This window comes from Nocardioides sp. NPDC023903 (assembly GCF_040639295.1).
Taxonomy (GTDB): Bacteria; Actinomycetota; Actinomycetes; order Propionibacteriales; family Nocardioidaceae; genus Nocardioides.
The window spans coordinates 41,241-66,382 of the sequence record NZ_JBEZZS010000021.1 but is presented as its reverse complement, the minus strand read 5'-3'; the positions used below and the strand labels follow the sequence as shown (position 1 = coordinate 66,382).

Here is a 25,142-nt window from a genome sequence, read left to right as displayed (position 1 = left end):
CGAGGGTATGTGACGGGCGTCTCGGAAGCCAGACAGCCGTCCCACTAACTCACCATGCGAACATCCGCGGCCCACCACAGATAGTCGTGACGCTCGGCCGGAAGGTCGATGTCGACGCGGTCGAGCGGCAGTCGGTCGAGCGCATGCACGGTGCACTCCTCCGCCGGCGCGGCTCGGTAGAGATAGGCGTCCAACGGCCATTTCGTACGCAGCCACTCGTCCAGCCGCTCGGCGACCGATGCGGCGAGCTCGGGCTTTCGGTCCTGTCGGAGCCAGTAGGTGACCCGGGCGGTGGACCCACCTGCGTACCTGAGCAGGGTCTGGGCGTCGGCGCCCATCGCCTCCAGATAGGGGAACAGGGGCTGCACGTAGAGACAGCCGAGCGAGGAGGTGCCCTCGGGGTCGAGGAAGAGGTAGGTGAAGGCCCGTTTCGCCTGGTGGTCGGACCAGTGCCGGATCACCAGCGGCAGGTTGTCGTCGCTGCCGAAGCCCTCCAGCGGCCACCTGCCGCAGCTGTGGTCGCGGATCACGTCCGGGCTGGCCAGGTAGGCCTCGGTGTCCAGGTCGAGCAGCTCGGGGCGAAGCGGCGCGAGCACGAAATCTTCGGTGGCCAGCGGCTCGGGGGGATCAGCGACCAGGAACATGTCGACAGAGTGCTACGTCAACCGCTTGCTCCGCCACGGCAATTCAGACGAGGTCTTCAACCTCCAGCCGCGCGCGGTCTGCCTCCTCGTCGGTGACCTGCAGCTGGGAGCGGCGCTCGGCCTCGATGCGGCGCAGGTAGTGGTCGACCTCCTCCTTGGCGCGCTGCTCGTCCCAGCCGAGCTCGTCGGCCATGATCTTGGCGACTCCCGGGGCAGCGCTCACGCCGCGGTCGAAGGTCTCCATCGAGATCCGGGTGCGGCGTTCGAGCACGTCGTCGAGGTGGCGGGCGCCCTCGTTGTTGACGGCGTAGACGACCTCGGCGGCCAGGTAGTCCTCGGCGCCTTCCAGTGGCAGCGCGAGCGGGCGACGCTCCTGAATGAGGTCGAGCACGTCGTCGATCAGGCCGCCGTGGCGACCCAGGAGGTGGTCGATACGGGCGACGTGCAAACCAGAACGGCGAGCGAGCAGGACCCGCTGGTTCGAGCGGGTCTCGAAGCCCTCGGCACCGACAAGACGCACCTTGTCGGTGATCGAGTCGCGCAGGGTCATGTTGGTGGTCGTGCCGAGCGAGTGGGCAGCGGCGTCGACGGCGTCCTTGGCCATCACCCGGTAGGTCGTCAGCTTGCCTCCGGCGATCAGCACCAGACCCGGCAGCGGCGTGACCACGGTGTGCTCGCGGCTGAGACCGGCGGTCTGGTCGGACTCGCCGGTCAGGAGCGGGCGGAGCCCGGCGTACACGCCCTCGACGTCCTCGAGGTCGAGCGGCACGCGCAGGATCGCGTTGACGTGCTCCAGGACGTACTCGATGTCGGTCTTGGACGCCGCCGGGTGGGCGAGGTCGTAGGTCCACGGGGTGTCGGTGGTGCCGATGATCCAGTGGCGGCCCCACGGGATCACGAAGAGGACCGACTTCTCGGTGCGGACGATGAAGCCCGACTCGGAGCGGATCCGGTCGCGCGGGACGACGAGGTGGATGCCCTTGGACGCCTTGACGTGCAGGGCGCCGCGGCCGCCGACCATGTCCTGGATCTCGTCGGTCCACACCCCGGCGGCGTTGACGACCGTCTTGGCCCGGATGACCAGGTCCTGGTCGTGCTCGAGGTCGCGGGCCCGAACCCCAACGACCCGCTCGCCCTCGCGCAGGAACCCGGTGACCTGGACCCGGGTCGCGATGTGGGCGCCGTGGGAGGCGGCGGTGCGGGCGATCGTCATGACCAGGCGAGCGTCATCGACCTGGGCGTCGTAGTACTGGATCGCGCCGGTGATCGCGTCGGTGCGGAAGTCGGGGGCGATCCGGGCGACGCCCCTGCGGGTGAGGTGACGGTGGCGCGGCAGGCCGGAGTTGCCCATCCCGGAGAGCGGCCCGAAGCTGGCCATCCCGTCGTAGAGCGCCAGGCCGGCGCCGATGTAGGCGCGCTCCCACACGGGGTTGGTCAGCGGGTAGAGGAACGGCACCGGCCGGACCAGGTGCGGGGCCAGGGTGTTGAGCAGCAGCCCACGCTCCTGGAGCGCCTCGCGGACCAGCTCGAAGTCGAGCATCTCGAGGTAGCGAAGTCCGCCGTGGACGAGCTTCGAGCTCCGCGAGCTCGTTCCCGAGGCCAGGTCGCGCTGCTCCACCAGCCCCGTGCTCAGGCCTCTGGTGACGGCGTCCAGCGCCACTCCGGCACCGGTCACACCCCCACCGACGACGAGTACGTCGAGCTCGGTCTCCCCCGCAGCACCGACCATCGTGCCGATCGCGAGGTCGCGGCTGTGTGGACTCAGTGCCCCTGTACGAGTCATACGTTCGAAGTTAACTCACCACGCCGAATTGTCACTTCTGGCGCGCGAGAAATTCACCGGCGCCGGTTGATACGTCACGCAGCCGTCACAGACGGGCGGCGCTGACGAGGGTGGGGAGGCGGTCCGGAGCCATCGGCTCCTCGACGACGACCATCTTGTCGCCGTCGGCGTGGATCATCGGGCGTACGCCGTCTGGCTCGGGTGGCGCGGTCGCGATGGCGACGTGGGTGATGCGGTCGCCGCGGTCCTGGGCGAAGAAGTAGAGGTCGCCTTCAGTGACGTCGTCGAGGTCGATCGGCTCGAGCGCGGCGGCCTGATCGCGGGCGTCTCGCGGGAGACGTACGCCGATGGCCTCCGCTGCTCGGAAGATCAGGCCGGAGCAGTCGATGCCGGCGTCGGTGGTGCCGCCCCAGACGTAGGGGACGCCGAGATAGCTCCGAGCCTTGCTCAGCATCGTGGCCACGGGCTCGGCCAGGGAGGACGTCGGCAGCCAGCCGGGATAGCCCCGCTCGTCCTTCGTCGATGCATGGGACGGGACGACGACGTACGCCCACTCGCCCTGCGTCTTCAGGACGACGATCTCCTCGCCGGGAACGACCTCGGTCTCGTGCTCGGCGTCGTCGGCGGGCTCGGCCACGACGAAGGTGGGCTGGTTGACGGTGGTCACGGGAGGACTCCTTCGATGCCGAGGCCGGGGGCGTCGGGGAACAGGATGCGGGGACCGTCGTAGCCGATGCCACCGATATACGGACTGGTCTTCGCCCACCAGCCCGCGTCGAGGTCCTGCTCGCCGGGGATGCCTGCTGCCGCAACCAGGGCCGCGGCCGCGCCGATGCCGAGGTGCGACTCCATCATGCAGCCGACGAGGCGCCCCAGGCCGTGGCTCTTCGCGATCTCCAACAGCTCGATCGCAGGCGTCAGGCCGCCACACTTGGCCAGCTTGATGTTGACCGCATCAGCCGCTCCGGCCCGGATGACGTCGACGAGATCCTCGAGGTCAAAGACCGACTCGTCGGCCAGGATCTTGTAGGGCTGGTGACGCCGGACGTACGCCATCGCCTCCAGGTCACGCCGGGCGACGGGCTGCTCGACGAACTCCAGCTCGACATCGCGGTCGGCCAGGGTGGTCAGCACCGCCACCGCCTCGTCCGCCCGCCAGCCGGTGTTGGCATCCAGCCGGAGTACGCACCCCGGCGCCGCCTCGCGGACCGCGAGCACCCGCTCGGCATCGCCTGCGGCGTCGGTCCCGACCTTGATCTTGAGCGTCGTGAACCCGTCTCGCGCTCGGGCCGCCGCCGCCTCCGCCAGCTCGTCGGGGGTGCCTACGGAGAGGGTCATGTCGGTGGTGAGGTGCGTTGGAATACCCGGTTCACCGGGTATTCCTGCACTTCTCTGGTGTTGCATTGCCCGAGAAGTGCAGGAAGTGCCTGAGCGCTGTGACGCATGGGACGTCAGGTGCTCGGTCATCGACAGGCCAGCCCGCCGGGCGACGAGATCGTGCAGCGCGATGTCGGCGGCCATCTTGGCCGACCGGTTGCCGACGACAGCGCCCTGGATCAGGCCCGCCGAGGTCAGCTCGGCGGCGGCACCGACCAGCGCGTCGGAGATGGGTCCCTCCAACGCCGCGGCGGACCCGGCGAGCGAGTCACCGGTGACCCTCCAGACCTGCGGCGCCTCGCCCCAGCCGACGCACGCGTCGGAGTCCTCGATCGTGACGACGACCGTCTCCGCGAACTCCGTACGCCGCAGGGCGGTCACGAACGGGGTGTGCAGGGGCACCCGGACACGCTGGGTGCGCACCGCGACGATGCGCGGGGAAGTCACAGGGTCGACCACAGATAGCGAGCGACCTCGCTGATCCGGAACTCCGACTCGTCGTCGTCCAGGCCGGTCGTGAGCACGACCATCACCTGCGGTTCGCCCTCGGCGGGCCGGATGATCGCCATGTCGTGGCGTACGCCGTCGATCCAGCCGGTCTTGTTGCCGACCACGGCGTCCTCGGGCACCCCGAGCGGGATCGCGTCGCGATACTCCTGGGCGACCAGGATCCCCTCCACCTCGGCGGTCGACTCGGGCGACAGCAGCCGGCCGGAGGCGAGCTTGGTGAGCAGCTTGCCCATGTCGTTGGCGGTCACCAGGTTCTGCAGCCCGGCCTCGCGGGCGGGCGCGTCCTCGATTCCCCGCGAGACCGTCGTCATCGGCGTCACGCCGGCGTCGGCGAGCACCGCGGCGACCTCCTCGAGCCCGACCCGCTCGAGCACGAGGTTGACGGCCAGGTTGCCGGAGACGGTCAGGGAGCGGCGTACGAGATCACCCAGCGGCAGCGGAGACCCGACCGCCGCCCAGGTGTCGGGGTCCTGGTCCTCGGCCGGGTCCATCTCGAAACGCGACCCGACGACGGCGGAGTCGAAGTCGGGATGCACCGAGATCGGCTCGTCCAGCGACAGCAGCCCGCGGTCGCGCAGCCGATAGGCGGCGATCGCGACGGGCACCTTCATCAGGCTCGCCGCATAGTGCTGCTGGTTGACGTTCTGGGCCTGGGTCGGGATGCCGTCGAGGCCGCTGAGCCAGGTCGAGACCAAAGGTTCCACGTCGCTGAGACTAGTCGGTCCGGTCGAGCTCCTGCCGGACACGGTTCACGTCGTCGATCCAGGCGTCGACGTCCGAGGCACGCGTGGCGTACTCCTCGGCCACGTCGGGCTCGAGGGAGATCCAGAACTGCGAGCTCTGCCCGGCATCCCAGACGGCGTCGGCGACTTCCTCAGCGGTGAGCGCGCCCTCGGCCGACCGGAAACCCGGGAGTCCGGAGGAGCGCTCGAGCATCGCCGTCTTCACGCTGCGCGCGACGATCGCCTGAGCGACGACGCCCTGGTGCCGGTAGGTGGCGGCGAGCCACTCGGCGAAGGCGATCTCGGCGTGCTCGGTGGCCGCGTAGGAGGGGGAGCCGAGCAGCGTGAGGAGACCTGCGGAGGAGGAGGTGACCACGAACCGGCCAGCACCGCGGGCGACCCACTCCGGCAGCAGCAGCCGCGCGGCGCGTACGTGGGCGAGGACGTTGACCTCGTACGAGGTCATCCAGGCGTGGTCGGAGGCCTCGAGGCCGCGGCCGCGCTCGACTCCCGCGTTGCCGTACCAGGCGTCGATCTTGCCGAGCTCCTCCCGCGCAGCGTCCACGAGCGCCGCGGTGCCGGCGGCCGAGGCGGCGTCGCCGGGGACCGCAAGGGCGCCGATCGAGTCGGCCACCGAGCGGAGCTCGGCGTCGTCGATGTCGGCAACGACGACGCGACACCCCTCCGCTGCGAACCGCGTGGCCAGAGCTCTCCCGATCCCTCGGGCTGCTCCGGTCACAACCACCCCGCTCCCGGGTGCGAGTACGTTCACGGACCGACCACCTCCAGTGGCGTTAGTGAGGGTTAATCACTGTAACCGAGGCCGGTCCGTGAACGTGCGGCAACCTACTGATCAGTATCAGGTGGTACCGGATTACTCGGCCGTGCTCACTCCGGGATGCCCGACGAGGGCGGGGCGTCCGAGGCGGCGCTGTCGTCCTCCTCGATGGGGGCGTCGCCGATGTCGGTGACGAGGACCGGCGTGAGCGGCTCGGAGGCACCGCTCTTGATCTCGACCACGCTCATCCCGGAGATGCCCATGTGGGAGTCCTCGGAGAACCGGAAGGGCGCCATCCCGGGCCCTTCGAAGGAGGAACCCTCCTTCTCGATCGTCTCCACGATCGACTCCCGGGTCAGGTCCTTGCCGTTGGCCTGCAGCGCCTGGACGAAGGTGTAGGCCTGCGACATGCCGTAGATCCGGTAGTTGCTCAGCTTCTCCGAGCCCTTCTTGGAGTACTCGTCCCAGACCTTCTGCCAGAGCTTGACCCACTCGTCGTCAGGAGCGTCGACGCCGGGGATGTACTCGGTCGTCATCATCCCGTCCATCAGCTTCACGCCCTGCTCGGCCGGGATCTTGCCCTTGGTCATCGAGGCCAGCAGCCCGCCGACGAGCGCCGGGTCCGAGCCGACGTTCGAGTAGAACCACTTCGACTTGAAGCCGACGCCCTGCGCGGCGATCTGGCTCAGTGCGGTGTAGGACGGCGTGTTGAAGCCGATCACCAGGTCGACGCCCTTGGACTTGAACGAGGACATCTGCGGGGAGAAGTCGGTCGACCCACCCGGCGTGTACTTCTGTACGTCGACGATCTGGGCGTCGAGGAACTGCCGCGCGCCCTTCTCGCCGTCCTCGCCGAAGTCGTCGTCCTGCAGGAAGAGGCCGACCTTGGCGTCGGGCATGTTCTCCTTGACGTACTGACCGATGACCTTGCCCTCGATCTCGTAGTCCGGCTGCCAGCCGAACGTCATCGGCGAGGCGGAGGGGTCGTCGCCCCACTGCAGCGAGCCGCTGGAGACGAACAGGTCGGGGATGCCGTCGTCGTTGAGCCGCTGCACGACCGCGCGGTGCGTGGGGGTGCCGAGGCCGCCGACCATCGCGAAGATCTCGTCCTGCAGGATCATGTCGTTGGTGACGGCGCTGGTGTTGGTCGGGTTGTAGGCGTCGTCCTTGACGACCATCTCGATGTCTCGGCCGTGGACGCCACCGTTGTCGTTGACGTACTCATAGAACGCCTGATGGCCGGAGGGGATCTCCGAGTAGCCGGGTGCGGCCGGGCCGGTCAGCGGGAAGTGCGCACCGACCTTGATCGAACTGTCGGTGACGCCGACCGCCGTCCCGTCCTCCGACGGCCTTTCCTTCCCCGCGCCACAGGCCGCGAGGAGGGAGGCAGTGGTGAGGACACAGACGACCTGTACGGCTCTGCGTGCAGTGTTTCTCATGTTGTCTTCTCCTTGGTTGACCCGAGAGATGAGCGCGCCAGGAAAGTGCGCAAGCTGCCGACGATCCCCGCCGGAGCGAGGAGGATGACGAGCATCAGCACCAGCCCGTAGACCACCGGGGTGACCTCTGCGGCCTGGGTTGCGCTGAGCCCGACCGACTCCCCGAGATCGGTGGCGAAGTGAGGAAGGAAGGCGAGTACGCCGGCCCCGATGAGCGCTCCGGTCAGGCTGCCGAGCCCGCCCAGGACGACCGCGGCCAGCAGGGTCAGCGAGAGCGTGATCGTGAACGCGCCCGGTGCCGTGAGACGTACGTTCATGGCCATCAGCCCGCCGGCGAGCCCGGCAGCCATGGCGCTGACGGTGAAGGCGACCACGCGGGCGCGGCCCAGGTGGATGCCGGCCAGCTCGGCGGAGACGTCGTCGTCCCGCACCGCCCGCCAGCGACGACCGACCCGGGACCGGCTCAGGTTGGCGAGCGCCACGAAGGTGATCGCGAGCAGCAGCCAGCCGAGGTAGGCGAGGAAGGAGTACTGGTCGATCTCGACGGCGGTGAAGAACCAGACCAGGTCCTGGATCCAGACCGGGAGGTCGGTGGCGCGGGGCACGGGCACCTGGAGGCCCTGTTCGCCGCCGAGAAACTCCCACTGGTTGGCCAGCCGGGGCACCGCGACGGCCAGCGTCAGCGTCGCGCCGGCGATGTACGGCCCGTGCAGCCGCGCCGCAGGGACCCCGACCACCACCCCGACCACGGCACAGACCGCGATCGCGACGAGCAGGGCGACGAAGACGTCGGCCAGGGTCTCGCCACCGGTGCGCTCGAGCACGAGGGTTGCGGCGTACGCACCGACGGCCATGAGCGCGCCGTGGCCCAGGGAGAGCTGGCCGGAGAGGCCGGTCAGGAGCGTGAGCCCGCCGGCGGCGATGGCGAAGTAGGCCATCTCGGCATAGCGGGTCTGCAGATATTGGCTCGAGCTGCCGATCACGGCCATGGCGACCACGAAGGCGATGAGCGCGACGATGACGTGACGTGCCAGCGGCACCGAGGTCACCGGACGGACGAGAGAACGCAGACGTTCCATGGGTCAGACCCTCCTGGCCGCGGCGGCCGCGAAGAGGCCGCTGGGACGCACCAGCAGCACCACCATCAAGATCCCGAGCGCGACCAGCGGCGCCAGGTGCTCACCGACGTAGCCGGTGACGTAGGAGAGCGAGAGCCCGAGGATCAGGCCGCCGATCACCGACCCGAGCGGCGAGTCGAGGCCACCCAGCACGGCCGCGATGAAGCCGTAGATCACGAACGGGTCCATGAACGCCGGGTTCACCAGGTCGCCGCCGGCGATGAGCATTCCGGCCACCGCACCCACGGCCGCGGCGAGCGCCCAGCCGAGGGTGAGCATGCGGCCGACGCGTACGCCCAGGAGCCGGGAGACCTCGCCGTTGAACGCCGCGGCCCGCATCCGCAGCCCCAGGTCGGTGAAACGGAAGAGGACCACGAGGCCGGCCATCACGACGGCGACCACGACGATCGTGAGGATGCCGAACGGGGTGATCCCGATCGAGGTGTCCCCGACGTTGATCGCGTTGGTGCTGACCGGAGCCGGAAAGCCGCGGTGCTGGACGCCGAAGGTGATCGCGGTGAGGCCGTGGAGCACCATGAACAGCCCGAGGGTGAGGATCACCGCATTGAGCTCGGCCTTGCCTTCGACCGGGCGGATGATGACCCGCTCGATCACGGCGCCGAGCCCAAAGCCGGCGGCGATGGCGGCGATGAATGCGACCCAGTAGGGCACGTCGGCGTTGATCAGCGAGAGAGCTATGTAGGTGGTCACCATCGCCATCGCCGCCTGGGCGAAGTTGACGATCCGGGTCGAGCGCCAGATCAGGCACAGGGCCAGCGCGAACGCGGCGTAGACCGCGCCCAGGACCAGCCCTCCGAGGGTGGTGTCGAGAAACTGCTGCATGTCTGCTCCTCAGAACCCGAGATAGGCGTGGCGGAGCTGCTCGTCGGCGGCCAGCTCGGCGGCCGGCGCCGAGGCGACGACCTTGCCGAGGTTGAGCACGACTCCGTGGTCAGCGATGGACAGGGCACTGCGGGCGTTCTGCTCGACCAGGACGACGGTGAGCTCCTCGGTCTGCACCAGCCCGCGGAGCAGGTCGAAGATCTGGGCCACCACCCGGGGCGCGAGCCCCAGGGAGGGCTCGTCGAGCAGGAGTACGGTCGGCCGCGCCATCAGCGCACGGCCGATGACGAGCATCTGCCGCTCACCACCCGAGAGCATGTGGGCCGTGGCCTCGCGGCGCTCGCCCAGCCGCGGGAAGAGCTCGAAGACCCGCTCGACCGGCATCGGCTCGGAGCCGGTCGCGCGGTGCAGCCCGCCGAGCCGGAGGTTCTCGGTGACGGTCAGCTCGGCGATCACGCCGCGCCCCTCCGGGACGTGGGAGAGGCCGTACGAGGTCAGCTTCTCGGTCGCGGTGCGCGTGATGTCCTTGCCGTCCAGCTTCACGCTGCCCTTGCTGGACTTCACCAGTCCGGACACCGTGCGCAGCAGCGTGGTCTTGCCGGCGCCGTTGGCGCCCAGGACCGCGGTGACCTGGCCTCTCGACGCGGTGAAGGTGACGCCGTTGAGCGCCTTGACGGGTCCGTACGCAGCGCTCAGGTCTTCGACGGCGAACATCAGGCCTCCTCGGCGACGGTCAGGGCGTGGACCTCGGCGGCGTCGTCGTGCTCGACCTGGTCACCCAGGTAGGCGGCGAGGACGGCGGGGTCGTTGCGGATCTGGTCGGGTGAGCCGGCCGCGATGACGCGGCCGAAGTCGAGCACGGTGATCCGGTGGCAGACCGACATCACCAGGTCCATGTGGTGCTCGACGAGCATCACGGCGGTGCGCTCGGTCAGCCCGGTGATGATCTCGCCGAGCTCGCTCATCTCCTCGGCGCTCAGACCACTGGCGGGCTCGTCGAGGAGCAGCAGCTCCGGCTCGGCCACCAGGGCGCGCGCGAGCGCGACCTTCTTCCGGATCGGGTAAGGCAGGCTGCCCGGGTAGCGGGCGGCGTACGACTCGATACCGAGCTCGCCGAGGACCTCACGAGCCTTGGCGGCCAGCCGGGCGTCGTCGCGGTGGCCGAGCCCGAGCAGGCCGCGTACGAAGCCGGCGCGGGCGAGACGGTCGGCTCCGACCATCACGTTGTCGAGCACCGTCATCCGCTCGAAGAGCCCGAGTCCCTGCAGGGTCCGGGCGATGCCGTGGCCGGCGAGCTGGTACGGACGGAGGTCGTGGATCGTCTCGCCGCGGAGGCGGAGCTCGCCCTCCGCGGGGCTGACGAAGCCGCACACGACGTTGAACAAGGTGGTCTTGCCGGCACCGTTGGGGCCGATGACGCCGAGCACCTCATGGGGCGCGACCTCCAAGGAGACGTCCTCGAGGGCACGCACGCCCCCGAACCGGACCGAGACTCCCTCCACCGCGAACAGCGGCGGGTCTTCGCCAGGCATCTGCATCATGCTCCCTTCGCCTGTTGTGACGGCTATCACTTTGGACTCTCCGCACAACTGGGGATATGGGCAACGCGCACAAAATCTTTCGGGCGCTCCGACTGAGATTCCCTGGTTTGCTGGCGTATACGGCAGTGGGCATGGGACGCTCCGCACATGGGTGTGACGAGTGACACAGCTCCCGACGCGGAACTCCGCCCTCTGGTGGAACGTGCCTGGGCTTCGTTGGTGAACCAGGCGGACGCGATCGCCGACGACATCACGCTGACCCTGATCGCGATCCAGCCGGAGTGGCATCAGAACGCCGATCCGTCGGTGCGCGCCGACCTGCGCTCGAGCACGCGGGAGCACGTACGCCGCGGCATCCGGGCCATGGCCGGCATGACCCCGGGAGCCAATCCGGTCGACCTGTGGCGCGATACCGGGCGACGGCGCGCGCGGCAGGGCGTACCTCTGGAGTACTGCCTCAACGCCTACACCGTCGGCACCCGGATGCTGTGGGAGGCGATGGTCCACCAGCAGGAGGCCCTGGGGATCGACGACCGGGTGATGGTGCTCGCCGGGCGCCAGGTGTGGACCGACCTGGACGTGCAGAACTCGGTCATGTCGTCCGCCTACCGGAAGGAGGCGGCGCTGCTGCAGCGCCGCGACCTGCAGCTCCAGGGCCGGCTCCTCGACGGCTTGGCGGAGGGCCGCGGTGGCGACCCCGCGTTCGCCGCCGAGGTGCAGGACATCCTCGGGGTCGCCGCCGACGCGCGGATGGCCTGCGTGGTCGCCGCCTTCGACGGCAACCGCGACTCACCGCTGCGCAACCCCGACGACCGGCTGGAGAAGGCCGGCCTGGTGTCGTTCTGGCACGTCCGCGGCGACCACCACTTCGGGCTGATCCCGCTGGGGTCGCGCCCGGTCGCGGAGGCCGTCGCCGACCTGGTCGAGCAGCTCGCCTGCTGCAACTCGGGCCGGGTCGGGATCGCCACCGCCGACGACCTCGGCGGCTTCGGCACCGCCTTCCAGCTCGCCACGCACACGGTGGAGACGGTGCCCAGAGGGCGTACGGACATAGCGGTCGTCGACGACCGCCTCCCGCAGGTGCTGCTGACCGCCTCCCCCGCGGTCTCCCACCTGCTCGTACGCCGCACCCTCGGCCCGATCCAGGCGCAGCCGACCCACCAGTCAGACGTGCTGCTGGCGACGCTGCGCGCCCTCATCGCGCACGGCGGCTCCCCCACCCATGCCGCCGAGGACCTGATCTGCCATCGCAACACGGTCATCTACCGCATCAAGCAGATCCAGGACCTCACCGGGAAGAGCATCTCCGACCCGCGCGACCGCCTCCTGTTCGCTCTCGCTCTGATGGCGCTGGAGAAGTAGCTCCTCGCTCGACCAGCGGTTCAGATGTCGACCAGAGCCCCCAGACGATCGCGATGGAGGCCGGGGAGGCCGTACGCGATCTGGTCGGCCTTGGCCCGCTTGAGGTAGAGGTGGGCGGGGTGCTCCCACGTCATGCCGATGCCGCCGTGCAGCTGCACCGCCTCCTCGGCCGCGGTGACGGCCAGGTCACCGCAGTAGGCGGCGGCGACGTGGGTCGCGATCTCGGTCTCCTTCGCATCTCCGAGAGCCAGCGCTCCGGCGGCGTAGCGCGCAGCCGCGCCAGCACCTTCGACGTTGGTGTAGAGGTCGGCGAGCCGGTGCTTGAGCGCCTGGTAGCCACCGACGATCCGGCCGAACTGGCGTCGGACCTTGAGGTACTCCACCGTCGTGGTCAGGCACCACTGCGCCACCCCGACCTGCTCGGAGGCCATCAGCGCGGCCCCGGCCAGCAGACCGGAACGTACGGCCTCGGCACCGTGCTCAGCGGCCACGACCACCTCGCCAGCAGCCGGGTCGAGGGTGACATCGGCGAGCTGGCGGGTCATGTCGAGCGAGCTCACCGGGGCGATCGTCGCCCGGTCCGCGGGGACGGCCCGGATCTCGATGCCGTCGAGCGTCCTCACCGGCACCAGGAGCGTGTCCGCCTCCAGGGCGCCGGCGACCGACCGGATCTCCGTCTCGACGGGCTCCAACGGCTGGACGGTCGTGGTCGCGAGCGGCACGGCCAGGGCCGCGGTGCGCTCTCCCGACGCCAGTGCGGCCAGCAGCTCCGCACCCGCCTCGGTGGGCCCGGCCAGCAGGACCGAGGTCGCCACGACGGAGCTGGTCAGGAACGGCACCGGGGCAACCGCCCGACCCAGCTCCTCCAGGACCACGGCGGCCTCGCGGGCGGATGCCCCGGCGCCACCGTAGGACTCCGGGATCAGCAGCCCCGCGAGCCCGAGCTCGCTGGCGAGGCCCTTCCACAGGACAGGGGTGAGCGAGCTGTCCCCGTCGTACGCCTTGACCACGTCGGCCGGCGCGCAGCGCTCGGCCAGGAACGACCTGACCGTGCCACGCAGGTCGGCATCGAGCTCGTTGTCGAGCAGTTCGACATCGCTCATCTCGGAATCTCCTTCCAGGAAACGTCCTTGTCGACCCGGTGCTCCCCGGGGAGACCGAGGACTCGCTCGGCCACGATGTTGCGCAGGATCTCCGAGGTGCCGCCCTCGATGGAGTTGCCCTTGGCGCGCAGGTAGCGATAGACGGCGTCGCGGCCGCCGAAGTCGACATGCTCGGGCCGGACCATCGCCCAGCCGTCGCCGTCCTCGTAGCGAAGGCCCTCCTCGCCGCGCAGCTCCAGATCGAGACCGGTGAGCTGCTGGTTGACCTTGGCGAAGGTCAGCTTCATCGCCGACCCCTCGGGGCCGGGCTGGCCGACGGCCAGCTTCTGCCGCAGCCGTGCCCCGGTCAGCCGGGCCACCTCCGACTCGACCCACAGCCTCAGCAGCCGGTCGCGCAGCTCCGGGGTGTGGTTCTCCGGATGCGTACGCCACGACTCGGCGACCACGCCGAGCATCCCGCCCTCGCGAGGCATGGCGGCGCCACCGATGGCGACGCGCTCGTTGTTGAGGGTGGCGTTGGCGACCTCCCATCCCTGCCCGACGGCGCCGAGCCGGTGGGCGTCAGGGATCCTCACATCGGTCAGGAAGACCTCGTTGAACTCCGCCTCGCCGGTGATCTGGCGCAGCGGCCGCACCTCGACGCCCGGATCGTGCATATCGCACAAGAAGTAGGTCAGGCCGCGATGCTTCGGGACGTCCGGGTCGGTGCGGGCGACCAGGATCGCGAAGTCGGCGTTGTGGGCACCCGAGGTCCACACCTTCTGCCCGTTGACGACCCACTCGTCACCGTCGAGGACGGCTCGGGTCGCCAGGCCGGCGAGGTCGGAGCCGGCGCCGGGCTCGGAGAAGAGCTGGCACCAGATCTCCTCTCCGCACCACAGCGGCTCCAGGAACCGCTCCTTCTGCTCCGGGGTCCCGTAGGCCAGGATCGTCGGCGCGGCCATGCCGAGCCCGATCCCGTTGCGTCGCGGGTTGTTGTCGGGGGCGCCGGCCGCCTCGAAGAGGTCGGAGACCAGCGGCTGCAGGGCCCGGGAGGCACCGAGACCACCGTGGCCTTCGGGGAACGCGACCCAGGCCAGCCCGGCCTGGTACCGGGCGTGCAGGAAAGCGCTTGGCTCCGTCGTCTCGACCGGGTGCTCGGCGAGGAACTCGTCGACCCGACCACGCAGCTCGTCCGGAGTCACTGCCGTCCCTCCCGCCGCGCGGCCTGCTTGCGCAGCTCGGCCTTGGCCAGGGCGTTCTTGTGCACCTCGTCGGGGCCGTCGGCGAACCGCAGCGTACGGATGCCGGCGTAGGACTTGGCCAGCGGGAAGTCCTGGGAGAGACCACCGGCGCCGTGGGCCTGGATCGCCTTGTCGAGGATCCACTGGACGGTCGCCGGGGTGGCGATCTTGATCGCCTGGATCTCGGTGTGGGCGCCTTTGTTGCCGACCGTGTCCATCAGCCAGGCGGTCTTGAGGACGAGGAGCCGCAGCTGCTCGATCCGCACCCGCGACTCGGCGATCCAGTCGCGGATCACGCCCTGCTCGGAGAGCGGCTTGCCGAAGGCGACCCGCTCCTCGACCCGGGCACACATGAGCTCGATCGCCCGCTCGGCCAGGCCGATGGAGCGCATGCAGTGGTGGATGCGACCGGGGCCCAGGCGGGCCTGGGCGATCGCGAACCCCATGCCCTCGGTCCCGATGAGATTGCCCGCGGGCACGCGTACGTCGGAGAAGACCAGCTCGGCGTGGCCGCCGTGGTCGTGGTCGTCGTAGCCGAAGACCTCCATGCCGCGCTTGATCATGAGGCCGGGAGTGTCGCGAGGCACCAGGATCATCGACTGCTGCTTGTGGCGCTCGGCGGACGGGTCGGTCTTGCCCATCACGACGAGGATCTTGGCGTTGGGGTTCATCGCGCCGGTGATCCACCACTTGCGGCCGTTGATGACGTACTCGTCGCCGTCGGCCACGATCGAGGTCTCGATGTTGGTCGCGTCGGAGGAGGCGACGGCCGGCTCGGTCATCGCGAAGGCGCTGCGGATCTGCCCGTCCAGGAGCGGCTCCAGCCACTCCTTCTGCTGCGCCTCGTTGCCGAAGTCGTGCAGCACCTCCATGTTGCCGGTGTCGGGCGCGGCGCAGTTGAACGCGGCCGGCGCGAGGTGGCTGCGGCCGGTGATCTCGGCCAGCGGGGCGTACTGCAGGTTGGTCAGCCCGGCCCCGCCCTCACCGGGAAGGAAGAGGTTCCACAGGCCGCGCTTGCGGGCCTCGGCGCGGATCTCGCCGAGGACCGGGACGCTGTCCCAGGCCCACTTGTCGTCCTGGGCCGCGAGCTGCTCCTCGAAGACGGCCTCGTTGGGCTCGACGTACGTCTTCTGGAAGTCCCATACCGAGGCGACGAGCTCCTCGGTCCTGGCGTCGGGTGCGAAATCCATGCGTCACTTCTCCTTCATTGCAGACAGTCCCATGTCCAGGAGCGGGTGGATCCCGTCCCCGATCTTGTCGAATCCGGGCCCTACGGTCTGGCCCTTGAGGTAGCGATAGTGGATCCCCTCGAGGATCGCGGCGAGCTTGTACGCGGCGAGCCCGAGGTAGAAGCCGAACTCGCTCAGGTCGCGCGGGCTGGCCGCGTCGTAGCGGGCGATGATCTCGTCCTCGGAGAGCCAGCCGGGTGCGTTGCTGACATCGGTCACGGTGCCGTCGCCGGAGACCTCGGCCATCCGCTGGTAGGTGAGCAGGATCGCCAGGTCGGTGACCGGGTCGCCGAGCGTTGCCATCTCCCAGTCGACGACGGCGCGGATCCGGTCCTCGCCATCAGTGAGTACGTTGTCGAGCCGGTAGTCGCCGTGCACGATCCCCGGCCCGGTGGAGGCGGCCTCGGCAGCCTCCACCCGCGCCTCCAGCAGCGCGTGCAGCTCGTCGGCGGCGGGGAGGTCGCGGGAGTACGACGCGTCGAGCTGCTTCTTCCAGCGCCTGACCTGCCGCGACAGGAACCCCTCGGGGCGGCCGAACTCGCTCAGCCCGACCGCGGCCGGGTCGACCGCGTGCAGCGAGGCCATCACGTCGATGAGCTGCTCCGAGATCGCCCTGGTCCGCTCAGCGCCGAGCGGCTCGAGCTCGCGGGCGTAGCGGTAGGGCCGGCCGTCGACCTTCTCCATCACGTAGAACGGCGCCCCGAGCACCTCCTCGTCGTCGCAGAACGCGTAGGTGTGCGGCACTGGCACGTCGGTGTCGCGCAGCGCGGTGATCACCGTGTGCTCACGCTTCATGTCGTGCGCGGTGGCGAGCACGTGCCCCAGCGGCGGGCGCCGGACGATCCACTCGTGGGTGCCGTCGGAGACGGCGTACGTCAGGTTGGACTTGCCACCGGAGATGTGGGTGGCGCTCAGGTCGGCGCCGGCGCCCTCGAGGTTCTTGGCCAGCCAGGGGCCGAGCCGGTCCAGGTCGAGTCCGGGCAGCGGTTCGGTCGTCACGCGGCACCTCCGAGTGTGGGAATCATTCGGGCGAGCGCTGCACGCGTGCTCGCCGGGTCTGTGTGCAGCAGTGCGTCGAGACCGACCGCCCGGGCGCCGAGGACGTTGGGCTCGGCGTCGTCGATGAAGACGCACTCCTCGGCCGGGAGACCGAGCTTGCTCAAGGTGCGGTCGAAGATCGGTGCCTCCGGCTTCCGCATCGCGACCTCCTCGGAGATCACCACCACCTCGAACAGCGCGTCGACCTGCTTGCGCGGGTAGAAGTTGCCCCAGCTGTTGGAGAGCAGGGCGAGCCGGATGCCGGCGTCGCGGAGCTCCTCGGCCAGCGCGAACATCTCCGGGTTGGGCCGCATCCCGGCGAAGAGCCGGGAAAGGACGCCCTCGGGATGGACCGGGCTGCCGTCGTACGTCTCCAGGCGAGCGGCCAGGAGCTTGTCGAACTCCTTGACCGAGAGCTCGCCGAGCTCGAGGCGGTGGATCGGGGTGCCGGCGTCGGCGTAGCGGCCCAGCCACTCCTTGAGCACCTTCGTGAAGCTCTCCGGCTTGATGCCGTCAGCCTCCAGCCATGTTCGGATCGAGTCGCCGATGGGCGTGGTCAGCACCCCGCCGTAGTCGAAGATGACAGCCTTCATGCGACGTACACGACCCGTCCGACGGTGGTGCCGTCGGCAAGACGCTGTACGCCGTCGGCCACCTCGTCCAGGGACAGCTCCTCGCTGACCAGCGGCTTGATCTTGCCTTCGTCCGCCATCCGGGTGAGCTCGGCGTGGCACTCCTTGACGAGCTCGGGTCCGAGCATGTTGTAGAGGCCCCAGTGGAGCCCGACGATCGAGTAGTTCTTGATCAGCGCGTGGTTGAGCGCGGCCTCCTGGATGCGACCGCCGGCGAAGCCGATGATCAGGATCCGGCCCTCGAAGGCGATGCACTTGGTGGAGCGGTCGTAGGTGTCGCCGCCGACCGGGTCGTAGATCACATCGGCGCCCTTGCCGCCGGTGACCTCCTTGACCACCTTCACGAAGTCCTCGGTGTGGCGGTCGATGACCACATCGGCGCCGAGCTGCTTGGCGACCTCGGCCTTCTCCGGCCCACCGACGACACCGATCACGGTGGCTCCGGCGGCCTTGCCGAGCTGGATCGCAGCACTGCCGACCCCGCCCGCGGCCGCGTGCACGAGCAGCGTCTCGCCGGGCTGGATGTGGGCGCGGCGGTGGAGCGCGAACCAGCCGGTCTGGTAGCCGATGTAGAGGCTCGACGCCTCGGCGTCGGTGAGCGCCTCCGGAGCCGGGAAGGTGGTCGCCGCGTCCATCAGCGCGAGCTCGCCGAAGCCGCCGTACGGCAGCGATCCGCCGCCGATCACGCGGTCGCCGACCTGGAACCCCTCCACGCCTTCGCCGAGCGCGACGACTTCACCGCACAGCTCGACGCCGGCGGTGAACGGCAGCTCGGGCTTGACCTGGTAGAGACCTCGGGCCATCAAGACGTCCGGGAAGTTGGCCGGGCTGGCCAGCACCTTCACGACGAGCTGTCCGGCCCCGGGGGTCGGGTCGGGCACCTCCTCGAGCCGCATCACGTCCTTGGGCTCGCCGAGCGAGCCGATCCGCCACGCCTTCATACCTGTCCTTCCACGTGCTGCCAGAGTCGATTCATCCCGCCGAGCCACTTGTCGGTCTGCGTGGCCCGCGCGGCGTAGTAGTCGGCCACCTCCGGGTGCGGCAGCACCAGGAAGCGGTCGTCCTTGGTCGCCTCCCAGGCGACGTCGGCGACCTGCTCGGGAGTCAGCGCGCCGTCACGGCTGAGCAGACCCGCCATCTGTCCCGACCGCTCGAGCATCCCGGTCTGTACGCCCTGCGGGCAGATCGCCTGGACGACGATCCCGCGATGGCGGTAGGTGGCCGAGAGCCACTCCGCGAAGGCGACCGCGCCGTGCTTGGTGACCGAGTAGGTCGGCGTACCGACCATCATCAACAGCCCCGCCGCGCTCGCCGTCACCACGAAGCGACCACCCTTCCGCTCGACCCAGTCGGGGACGAGGAGCCGCGCCGCCCGGACGTGCGCCATGACATTGACCTCGTGCGACGCCTGCCAGTCCTCCTCGGGACAGTCCAGGCCGATACCGCGGTCGATGCCGGCATTGCCGTACCACGCATCGATCTGACCGAGGTGGTCCTTCGCCGCCTCGACGAGGCGGGCCACGCCCTCGACCGAAGCCGCGTCGCCGGCCACCGGGTGGGCGCCGATCTCCTTGGCCGTCTCGGCCAGGCGTACGTCGTCGATGTCGTTGACCACGACGCGGACGCCCTCGGCGACGAGGCGGGCGGCCAGGGCACGGCCGATCCCACCCGCGGCGCCGGTGACGACGGCGGTGCTGCCTGGAGCCGGCGCCATCAGACGCGTCCGCCGGCGAGGGTGAGGCCGCCGTCGACGGTGACGAGCTGGCCGGTCATCCAGCCGGCGTCCTCTGAGAGGAGGAACGAGGCGACGCCGGCGATGTCCTCGGGGGTGCCGAGGCGCTTGAGCGGGTAGGCCGCCGAGACCTCCTGCTCGCGGCCCTCGTAGAGGAGCTCGGCGAACTTGGTCTTCACGACCGCCGGGAGGATCGCGTTGACGCGTACCTTCGGGCCGAGCTCGACCGACAACTCCTGGGTGATGTAGCTGAGCATCGCCTTGCTCGCGCCGTACGTCGCGATCAGCGGGGTCGGAGCCAGGCCGGCCACCGAGGAGATGTTGACGACCGCGCCGCCGTGCTCGGACATCCACTCCCGCCAGACCTGCTGGGTCCAGCCGATCGGCGAGAGGCAGTTGACCTCGACGGTCTTGCGGGCCGACTCGCGGTCCATGTCGATCAGGCCGCCGGCCTTCGGGTTGATGCCGGCGTTGTTGACCAGCAGGTCGGCGCTGCCGAAGGTGTCGATCGCAGCCTTGACGACCTCCTCCTGGTGCTCGGGGTCGTCGGCCTTACCGGCGATACCGAGGGCCACAGTCTTGCCGCCCAGCCCTTCGACCGCCTCCGCCAGCGCCTCGGGCTTGCGCGCCGTGATGACGACCTTCGCCCCCTCGTCCACCAGCCGCTGGGCGATGCCCAGACCGATGCCCCGGCTGGCCCCGGTGATGATCGCCGTACGTCCCTCGAACCTCGACATGCTCATTCCCTCGTGTGCTCGGCTAATCTAAGCGCTTGCTTAGGTGGTGACAGCGGTCACTCTACGGGGTAGCCCAAGAACATGGAAGGTCGGCGTCCAAGCAATGCCGAGAAGTCAGGTACGTCGGCCGAGACCTTGCCGAAAACGCAGTTGTGGGCGACGAAACGACAGTTTCGTCACCCACAACTGCGGATTCGGCTCGCCAGAACCGAGGACTCGATCGTCAGCCGACGACGACCTCGATCCGCTGGAACTCCTTGAGGTCGGTGTAGCCGGTGGTGGCCATGGCGCGCTTGAGGGCGCCGACGAGGTTCATGGTGCCGTTGGCGACGTGAGAGGGACCGAAGAGGACCTCCTCGAAGGTGCCGACGGGCTCGAAGGCGACGCGCTCGCCGCGGGGCAGGTCGGCGTGGTGGGCCTCGTTGCCCCAGTGGAATCCCTTGCCGGGGGCATCCGTCGCCCGCGCGAACGGGCTACCGACCATGACCGCGTCGGCACCGCAGGCGATCGCCTTGGCGATGTCGCCGGAGCGGCCGACGGCGCCGTCAGCGATGACGTGTACGTAGCGGCCGCCGGACTCGTCCAGGTAGTCGCGCCGCGCGGCTGCGACGTCGGCCACGGCCGAGGCCATCGGCACGGCCACGCCGAGCACGGTCCGGGTCGTGTGGGCCGCACCGCCGCCGAATCCGACCAGGACGCCGGCCGCGCCGGTGCGCATCAGGTGCAGGGCGGCCTGGTAGGTCGCGCAACCGCCAACGATCACCGGCACGTCGAGCTCGTAGATGAACTCCTTGAGGTTGAGCGGCTCGGCCTGCGAGGAGACGTGCTCGGCCGAGACCGTGGTGCCGCGGATGACGAAGAGGTCGACGCCGGCGTCGACGACGGCCTTGGCGAACTCCTTCGTACGCTGCGGGGACAGCGCCCCGGCCACGGTGACGCCCGAGGCGCGCACCTCACGCAGCCGCTCGGTGATCAGCTCGGCCCGGATCGGGGCCTCGTAGATCTCCTGCAGACGCCGGGTCGCGTCGACACCGCTCAGCTCGGCCAGCTCGTCGAGCAGCGGCTGGGGGTCATCGTACCGGGTCCACACGCCCTCGAGGTTGAGCACCCCGAGGCCGCCGAGCTTGCCCATCGCGATCGCGGTCGACGGCGACATCACCGAGTCCATCGGCGCCGCGATCAGCGGGATCTCGAAACGGTAGGCGTCAATCTGCCAGTCGGTGCTCACCTCGGTGGTGTCGCGGGTGCGCCGGGACGGCACGATCGCCACGTCGTCGAAGGCGTACGCCCGTCGTGCTCGCTTGGCCCGGCCGATCTCGATCTCAGTCACATGACGGATTGTTCCACGGGACCCGATCGAGATCGGAAAGGCCACACGCACCGAGCCACACCACCGACCGGGCTAGCTACGCACCGCGGTCAGCAGCAGGTACTCCCACTTCATCACGCCGTCGGCGAGGTAGCGGTCCCCCAGGTCCGCGAGCGCGGCGTCGAGCTCCGCCGTCCGGGCGGCGTCCTCGGCGATGCCGCGATAGGCGACGATCGTCGGGCCGTAGCAGGCCTTGAAGAAGTCACGGAACTCCGCGCCGGTCTCGAACGAGTCGATGGCGACCAGCCGCTTCTCGGCACGGACGGAGGTCACGCTCTCCCCCAGCAGGCCGCGTACGTGGGTCTCGTCGCCCCACCGCGGAGGCGGCTGCGCGCCCTCGGGCGGCGGCGGCATGAACGGCTTCATCGCCGCGAACATCTGGCCGATGAAGCCCTCCGGGGTCCAGCTGACCAGGCCGATCCGGCCACCGGGCCGCACCACCCGGACCAGCTCGGCAGCGGCCTTCTCGTGGAACGGCGCGAACATGATGCCGACGCAGGACATGACGACGTCGAAGGCGGCGTCGCCGAACGGCAGCGCCTCGGCGTCGGCGACGCGCCAGGTGATCGAGTCGGCGCCGGCCTCGGCCGCACGGGACTGGCCGAGCTCGAGCAGCTCGGGCGTCAGGTCACTCGCGGTCACGTCCGCGCCGGCGAGGGCGGCAGGGATGGCGGCGTTCCCGGTGCCGGCGGCGATGTCGTGTACGCGGTCGCCGGGCCCGATCTCGCAGGCCTCGACGAGCACCTGGCCAAGCTCGGGGATGAGCTCGTCGGCGACCCGGGCATAGTTCCCGAGGCCCCACATCACGCGGTGGCGGGCCTTCAGCTCCGGCTGGACGGGTGTTGCGGTCATGTCATCCTCCAAGGACGTTTGACCCGAGAGGAGATCTGGAGCCTCCAGCATCGCGCCGCGCCGCCGCCCCGGATAGTTCCTTATCTGTACTTGCTGCCCGCCGCCGATAGCGGTCTACTGAAAGGACAGGGATCTCGGACTGCACAAGGGGGAGGCGGTTCGATGGCGGGATACGGCCAGTTCTGTCCGATGGCGAAAGCCATGGAGGTGCTCGACGAACGGTGGACGCTGCTCGTCGTACGCGAGCTTCTGCTCGGCAGCACCCACTTCAACGAGCTGCGCCGGGGAGTGCCCAAGATGTCGCCGGCCCTGCTCTCCAAGCGCCTGCGGACGCTGGAGCGCGCGGGCATCATCCAGCGCCGCGGCGAGGGGCAGCGGACGTCCTACCACCTCACCGCCAGCGGCCAGGAGCTCGCCACGGTCGTCACCGCGCTCAACGAGTGGGGTGCGCGCTGGGTCGGCTCGCTGGGCCAGGCCGACCTCGACCCCCATCTGCTCCTGTGGGACATGCGCCGCACGATCCCGATCGACGTGTGGCCGGAGCAGCGCACGGTGGTCGAGTTCCGGCTCACCGATGTCGACCCGAAGGTCGCCCGCTGGTGGCTCATGGTGGCCGCCGACCAGGCCGAGGTCTGCGACTTCGACCCAGGGTTCGAGGTCGACGCGCGCCTCACCGCCAGCCTGCGTACGCTCACCGAGATCTGGCGCGGCGACGTCGCCTGGCCGATGGCGCTCCGCACCGAGAGGGTCACCATCGCAGCCGCCCACGACGTACGCCACGCCCTGCCTTCCTGGCTCGGCCAGTCCTCCGCCGCCCACGTCCCCCGCCCCCGGATCGAGGCGGGACGGGTTCAGCTCCAGTCGTAGGAGAGGACGAAGCCGTACGCCTCTCCGCCGCCCTCCTCGGAGAGGACCATGTCGGCCTCGCCGACGAGGCCTTCGAGGCCGCCGGTCCCGAGGCCGGGGATGACGGTGAGGTGGGAGCGGACGGTGGCGTCGGCGTATGTCCCGCTGATCCGCCACACGCACGAGCCCTCCTGCCCGGCGATGGAGCCGGTGAACTGCTCGTACGCCTCGAAGACCGCGCCGCCGACGGGGTTGCCGTAGGCGCCGATCATCCTCGCGACGCCCGTGCCCTGGATCTCGCCGGCGTAGGTGTAGTCGGTCTCGGCGGTGGTCAGGCCGCGGTGCGGGATGTAGACATCGTCGCCCATCTTGGTGCCCTCGCCGTCGATGTCGACGTAGGCCGCCTCGTGCCAGCGCGCGACGGTCATCGTGGTGCTCGCCTTGTTGCCGTAGGTCTTCTCAGTGGTCTGTTCGGTCATGGCTCCAGCCTGCTCCGGGAACAGGGACGCGGGATTGAAGGAACGCGCCATATCGTTGGCGGCATGGCCGACGACACACAGGGCAGGGGCTATCCCGACGCGATCGTGCGCCCGGTGACGGCGGCCCGGAAGATCACCACCGAGCGGTTCGCAGTTTCACCAGAGCTGGCGGGACACGTGGACTACCACTGGTACGTCGCCTGGGAGCTCGAGCACCCGCACGATCAGCAGGTCATCCCGCAGCCCCGGATCCACGTCGCCGCCGAAGACGGCCGGCTGCTCGTGCACGGGATCGGCCGGCGCCCGTTCATCCGGCATCTGACCGGCCGCGGCCACACGCTCGGCGTCTCGTTCCTGCCCGGTCTGTTCCGCCCGGTGCTCGGCAGCCGGGTCAGCGCGATCGCCGACCAGGTGGTTCCGGCGGAGGAGCTGCTCGGCGTCGACGACCGGCCGGCGGCCGAGCGGATCCTCGCTTCGACGGACCCGGCACAGATGGCCGCCGCGATGGAGTCCTACCTCCTGGAGGTCGGCCTCCCCGCGGACCCGGTCGCCGAGGACGTACGCCGCTGGGCGACCCTCGCCGAGGAAGACCGCTCGATCACTCGCGCCGAGCAGCTCGCCGAGCGTGCCGGCGTGAGCCTGCGGTCGCTGCAGCGTCTGTTCAGCGAGTACGTCGGGATCGGCCCGAAGTGGGTCGTGCAGCGGTTCCGCGTGCTGGAGGTCGCCGCCCGCGCCCACTCCGGTGAGGTCGACTGGGCCGCGGTCGCCGCGGAGCTGGACTTCAGCGACCAGGCCCACCTGGTGCGTACCTTCCGGGACGTCGTCGGCGCTCCCCCGGCGACCTACGCGAAGGACCTCTAGCGCGCCAAGAGCTCGAGGGCGTCGGCGGCAGGGCTGCCGGGCTCGGCGTGGTAGAGGCACATCCGGTGGCTGGTCTCGGGCATCACCGGCGCCTCGTACTCGAGGTCGAAACGCCCGACGAGCGGGTGCTGGAACTTCTTGACGCCGTAGCCGCAGTCGTTGACCGGGTGCTGCGCCCACAGCTCGGCGAACTCGTCGCTCTTCTGGGTCAGCTCGCCCACCAGGCAGCTGAGCAGGTGGTCGTCGGGGTGGAGGCCGGAGGAGTAGCGCATGAACCCGACGTGGGAGTAGGCGGTGGCCGCCTGCTCCACCCACAGGTCGCGACCCCCGGGCTCCAGGAAGAACCGCCGGGTCAGGTTGGGCCGGTTCTCGACGTCCTCGGGCTGCTCGAAGGGCAGCTCGGGAGCGATCAGCAGGTGGCCGAGCCGGTTCCAGGCGAGCACGTCGTTGCGATGGTCGATCAGCAGCGCCGGCCCGGGCGTGGCGTTGATCAGCCGCACCGTGCTCGGCCTCGGCCGCTCGACGCGGTAGCGGGCCGGCGCGGCGGTGCCAGGGCGCGCCAAGCGACGTAGGTGGTCGTGCTCCTCCGCGCTCAGCCGCAGCGCCCGGGCGAGCGAGTCGATCACCGAGTCGGAGGCGTTGTGGTGGTCGGCCTGCTCGAGCCGGGTGTAGTAGGTCGGAGAGACGCCGGCCAGCATCGCCAGCTCTTCACGCCGGAGCCCGGGTACGCGGCGGGCGCCGTAGGACACCAGCCCGGCGTCCTCGGGACTGATCGCCGCCCGGCGGCTGCGCAGGAACTCTCCGAGCTCGGTCGTCATGGTTCCTATAGTGCGGCCGCACGGCGATTTCTTCCTGACCCTGTCAGTGACAGGCATGCGGGTGGGTGGCAGGACAGGTGTCTGGCTGACGTACGCCATCTGCCAG

Annotated in this window: 26 protein-coding genes; 3 read left to right on the top strand and 23 right to left on the bottom strand. The window is 69.9% G+C overall.

Annotated elements, in window-relative coordinates:
* Nucleotides 1–44: 44 nt before the first annotated feature.
* The 11 genes from AB0F44_RS20370 to AB0F44_RS20320 form a co-directional block, all read right to left on the bottom strand.
* Nucleotides 45–644, bottom strand: coding sequence for a hypothetical protein (locus AB0F44_RS20370; protein WP_357358461.1), 600 nt, complete (start codon nucleotides 642–644; stop codon nucleotides 45–47).
* A gap of 43 nt (nucleotides 645–687) precedes the next feature.
* Nucleotides 688–2,427 (bottom strand): glycerol-3-phosphate dehydrogenase/oxidase, encoded by a 1,740-nt coding sequence (locus tag AB0F44_RS20365; protein WP_350665584.1) that lies wholly within the window; start codon nucleotides 2,425–2,427, stop codon nucleotides 688–690.
* Nucleotides 2,428–2,512: 85 nt separating this feature from the next.
* Complete coding sequence (locus AB0F44_RS20360) at nucleotides 2,513–3,094, bottom strand: C40 family peptidase (protein WP_357358459.1); 582 nt, start codon at nucleotides 3,092–3,094, stop codon at nucleotides 2,513–2,515.
* A complete protein-coding gene (locus AB0F44_RS20355; RefSeq protein WP_357358457.1) occupies nucleotides 3,091–4,251 on the bottom strand; it encodes a dipeptide epimerase in 1,161 nt (386 codons plus the stop codon). The genes AB0F44_RS20360 and AB0F44_RS20355 overlap by 4 nt, the downstream gene beginning before the upstream one ends.
* Nucleotides 4,248–5,018 (bottom strand): serine hydrolase, encoded by a 771-nt coding sequence (locus AB0F44_RS20350; RefSeq protein ID WP_357358455.1) that lies wholly within the window; start codon nucleotides 5,016–5,018, stop codon nucleotides 4,248–4,250. The genes AB0F44_RS20355 and AB0F44_RS20350 overlap by 4 nt, the downstream gene beginning before the upstream one ends.
* Before the next feature lie 10 nt (nucleotides 5,019–5,028).
* Nucleotides 5,029–5,808: an SDR family oxidoreductase gene (locus tag AB0F44_RS20345; protein WP_350665576.1), complete on the bottom strand. Its 780-nt coding sequence runs from the start codon at nucleotides 5,806–5,808 to the stop codon at nucleotides 5,029–5,031.
* 116 nt (nucleotides 5,809–5,924) lie between these two features.
* Nucleotides 5,925–7,253, bottom strand: a complete 1,329-nt coding sequence (locus AB0F44_RS20340) for an ABC transporter substrate-binding protein (RefSeq protein ID WP_357358453.1) — start codon at nucleotides 7,251–7,253, stop codon at nucleotides 5,925–5,927.
* Entirely contained in the window at nucleotides 7,250–8,332 is a 1,083-nt protein-coding gene (locus tag AB0F44_RS20335; RefSeq protein WP_357358451.1) for a branched-chain amino acid ABC transporter permease, read from the bottom strand. The genes AB0F44_RS20340 and AB0F44_RS20335 overlap by 4 nt, the downstream gene beginning before the upstream one ends.
* 3 nt (nucleotides 8,333–8,335) lie before the next feature.
* Nucleotides 8,336–9,214: a branched-chain amino acid ABC transporter permease gene (locus AB0F44_RS20330; RefSeq protein ID WP_357358449.1), complete on the bottom strand. Its 879-nt coding sequence runs from the start codon at nucleotides 9,212–9,214 to the stop codon at nucleotides 8,336–8,338.
* 9 nt (nucleotides 9,215–9,223) lie between these two features.
* Nucleotides 9,224–9,928: an ABC transporter ATP-binding protein gene (locus AB0F44_RS20325; RefSeq protein WP_350665569.1), complete on the bottom strand. Its 705-nt coding sequence runs from the start codon at nucleotides 9,926–9,928 to the stop codon at nucleotides 9,224–9,226.
* Complete coding sequence (locus tag AB0F44_RS20320; RefSeq protein ID WP_357358447.1) at nucleotides 9,928–10,746, bottom strand: ABC transporter ATP-binding protein; 819 nt, start codon at nucleotides 10,744–10,746, stop codon at nucleotides 9,928–9,930. The genes AB0F44_RS20325 and AB0F44_RS20320 overlap by 1 nt, the downstream gene beginning before the upstream one ends.
* A gap of 228 nt (nucleotides 10,747–10,974) precedes the next feature.
* Here AB0F44_RS20320 and AB0F44_RS20315 point away from each other — a divergent pair, with 228 nt between their 5' ends.
* Nucleotides 10,975–12,117 carry a helix-turn-helix domain-containing protein gene (locus AB0F44_RS20315; RefSeq protein WP_357358445.1) on the top strand — a complete coding sequence of 381 codons (1,143 nt, stop codon included), beginning with the start codon at nucleotides 10,975–10,977 and terminating at the stop codon, nucleotides 12,115–12,117.
* 20 nt (nucleotides 12,118–12,137) lie between these two features.
* Here AB0F44_RS20315 and AB0F44_RS20310 read toward each other — a convergent pair whose 3' ends face one another.
* The 10 genes from AB0F44_RS20310 to AB0F44_RS20265 all read right to left on the bottom strand — a co-directional run bounded on the left by AB0F44_RS20310 (nucleotide 12,138) and on the right by AB0F44_RS20265 (nucleotide 22,032).
* Nucleotides 12,138–13,220, bottom strand: a complete 1,083-nt coding sequence (locus AB0F44_RS20310) for an acyl-CoA dehydrogenase family protein (RefSeq protein WP_357358443.1) — start codon at nucleotides 13,218–13,220, stop codon at nucleotides 12,138–12,140.
* A complete protein-coding gene (locus tag AB0F44_RS20305) occupies nucleotides 13,217–14,404 on the bottom strand; it encodes an acyl-CoA dehydrogenase family protein (protein WP_357358441.1) in 1,188 nt (395 codons plus the stop codon). Before AB0F44_RS20305 ends, AB0F44_RS20310 begins: the two co-directional genes overlap by 4 nt.
* On the bottom strand, nucleotides 14,401–15,633 hold the full coding sequence (locus AB0F44_RS20300; RefSeq protein WP_357358439.1) for an acyl-CoA dehydrogenase family protein: 1,233 nt from the start codon (nucleotides 15,631–15,633) through the stop codon (nucleotides 14,401–14,403). Before AB0F44_RS20300 ends, AB0F44_RS20305 begins: the two co-directional genes overlap by 4 nt.
* 3 nt (nucleotides 15,634–15,636) lie before the next feature.
* On the bottom strand, nucleotides 15,637–16,671 hold the full coding sequence (locus tag AB0F44_RS20295) for a phosphotransferase family protein (protein WP_357358437.1): 1,035 nt from the start codon (nucleotides 16,669–16,671) through the stop codon (nucleotides 15,637–15,639).
* Nucleotides 16,668–17,303, bottom strand: a complete 636-nt coding sequence (locus AB0F44_RS20290) for an HAD family phosphatase (RefSeq protein ID WP_357358435.1) — start codon at nucleotides 17,301–17,303, stop codon at nucleotides 16,668–16,670. The genes AB0F44_RS20295 and AB0F44_RS20290 overlap by 4 nt, the downstream gene beginning before the upstream one ends.
* Complete coding sequence (locus tag AB0F44_RS20285) at nucleotides 17,300–18,283, bottom strand: NADPH:quinone oxidoreductase family protein (RefSeq protein WP_357358433.1); 984 nt, start codon at nucleotides 18,281–18,283, stop codon at nucleotides 17,300–17,302. The genes AB0F44_RS20290 and AB0F44_RS20285 overlap by 4 nt, the downstream gene beginning before the upstream one ends.
* Complete coding sequence (locus AB0F44_RS20280; protein ID WP_357358431.1) at nucleotides 18,280–19,056, bottom strand: SDR family oxidoreductase; 777 nt, start codon at nucleotides 19,054–19,056, stop codon at nucleotides 18,280–18,282. Before AB0F44_RS20280 ends, AB0F44_RS20285 begins: the two co-directional genes overlap by 4 nt.
* Complete coding sequence (locus AB0F44_RS20275) at nucleotides 19,056–19,811, bottom strand: SDR family oxidoreductase (protein WP_357358429.1); 756 nt, start codon at nucleotides 19,809–19,811, stop codon at nucleotides 19,056–19,058. The genes AB0F44_RS20280 and AB0F44_RS20275 overlap by 1 nt, the downstream gene beginning before the upstream one ends.
* 223 nt (nucleotides 19,812–20,034) lie before the next feature.
* Nucleotides 20,035–21,141, bottom strand: coding sequence for a GuaB3 family IMP dehydrogenase-related protein (locus AB0F44_RS20270; RefSeq protein WP_350665549.1), 1,107 nt, complete (start codon nucleotides 21,139–21,141; stop codon nucleotides 20,035–20,037).
* Nucleotides 21,142–21,213: 72 nt separating this feature from the next.
* Nucleotides 21,214–22,032, bottom strand: a complete 819-nt coding sequence (locus AB0F44_RS20265) for a methyltransferase domain-containing protein (protein ID WP_357358427.1) — start codon at nucleotides 22,030–22,032, stop codon at nucleotides 21,214–21,216.
* A 201-nt stretch (nucleotides 22,033–22,233) separates the two neighbouring features.
* Here AB0F44_RS20265 and AB0F44_RS20260 point away from each other — a divergent pair, with 201 nt between their 5' ends.
* A complete protein-coding gene (locus AB0F44_RS20260; protein WP_357358425.1) occupies nucleotides 22,234–22,899 on the top strand; it encodes a helix-turn-helix domain-containing protein in 666 nt (221 codons plus the stop codon).
* Here AB0F44_RS20260 and AB0F44_RS20255 read toward each other — a convergent pair.
* The gene (locus AB0F44_RS20255) at nucleotides 22,884–23,357 is read right to left on the bottom strand and encodes a DUF3224 domain-containing protein (protein ID WP_357358423.1); all 474 of its coding nucleotides are present in this window, start codon (nucleotides 23,355–23,357) and stop codon (nucleotides 22,884–22,886) included. The genes AB0F44_RS20260 and AB0F44_RS20255 overlap by 16 nt on opposite strands.
* Before the next feature lie 63 nt (nucleotides 23,358–23,420).
* On the opposite strand from AB0F44_RS20255, the gene AB0F44_RS20250 reads away from it, so the two are divergent.
* Nucleotides 23,421–24,218 carry a helix-turn-helix domain-containing protein gene (locus AB0F44_RS20250; protein WP_357358421.1) on the top strand — a complete coding sequence of 266 codons (798 nt, stop codon included), beginning with the start codon at nucleotides 23,421–23,423 and terminating at the stop codon, nucleotides 24,216–24,218.
* On the opposite strand, the gene AB0F44_RS20245 is transcribed toward AB0F44_RS20250, so the two are convergent.
* On the bottom strand, nucleotides 24,215–25,036 hold the full coding sequence (locus AB0F44_RS20245) for a helix-turn-helix transcriptional regulator (RefSeq protein WP_357358419.1): 822 nt from the start codon (nucleotides 25,034–25,036) through the stop codon (nucleotides 24,215–24,217). The two genes, AB0F44_RS20250 and AB0F44_RS20245, sit on opposite strands and share 4 nt — an antisense overlap.
* Nucleotides 25,037–25,142: the final 106 nt, after the last annotated feature.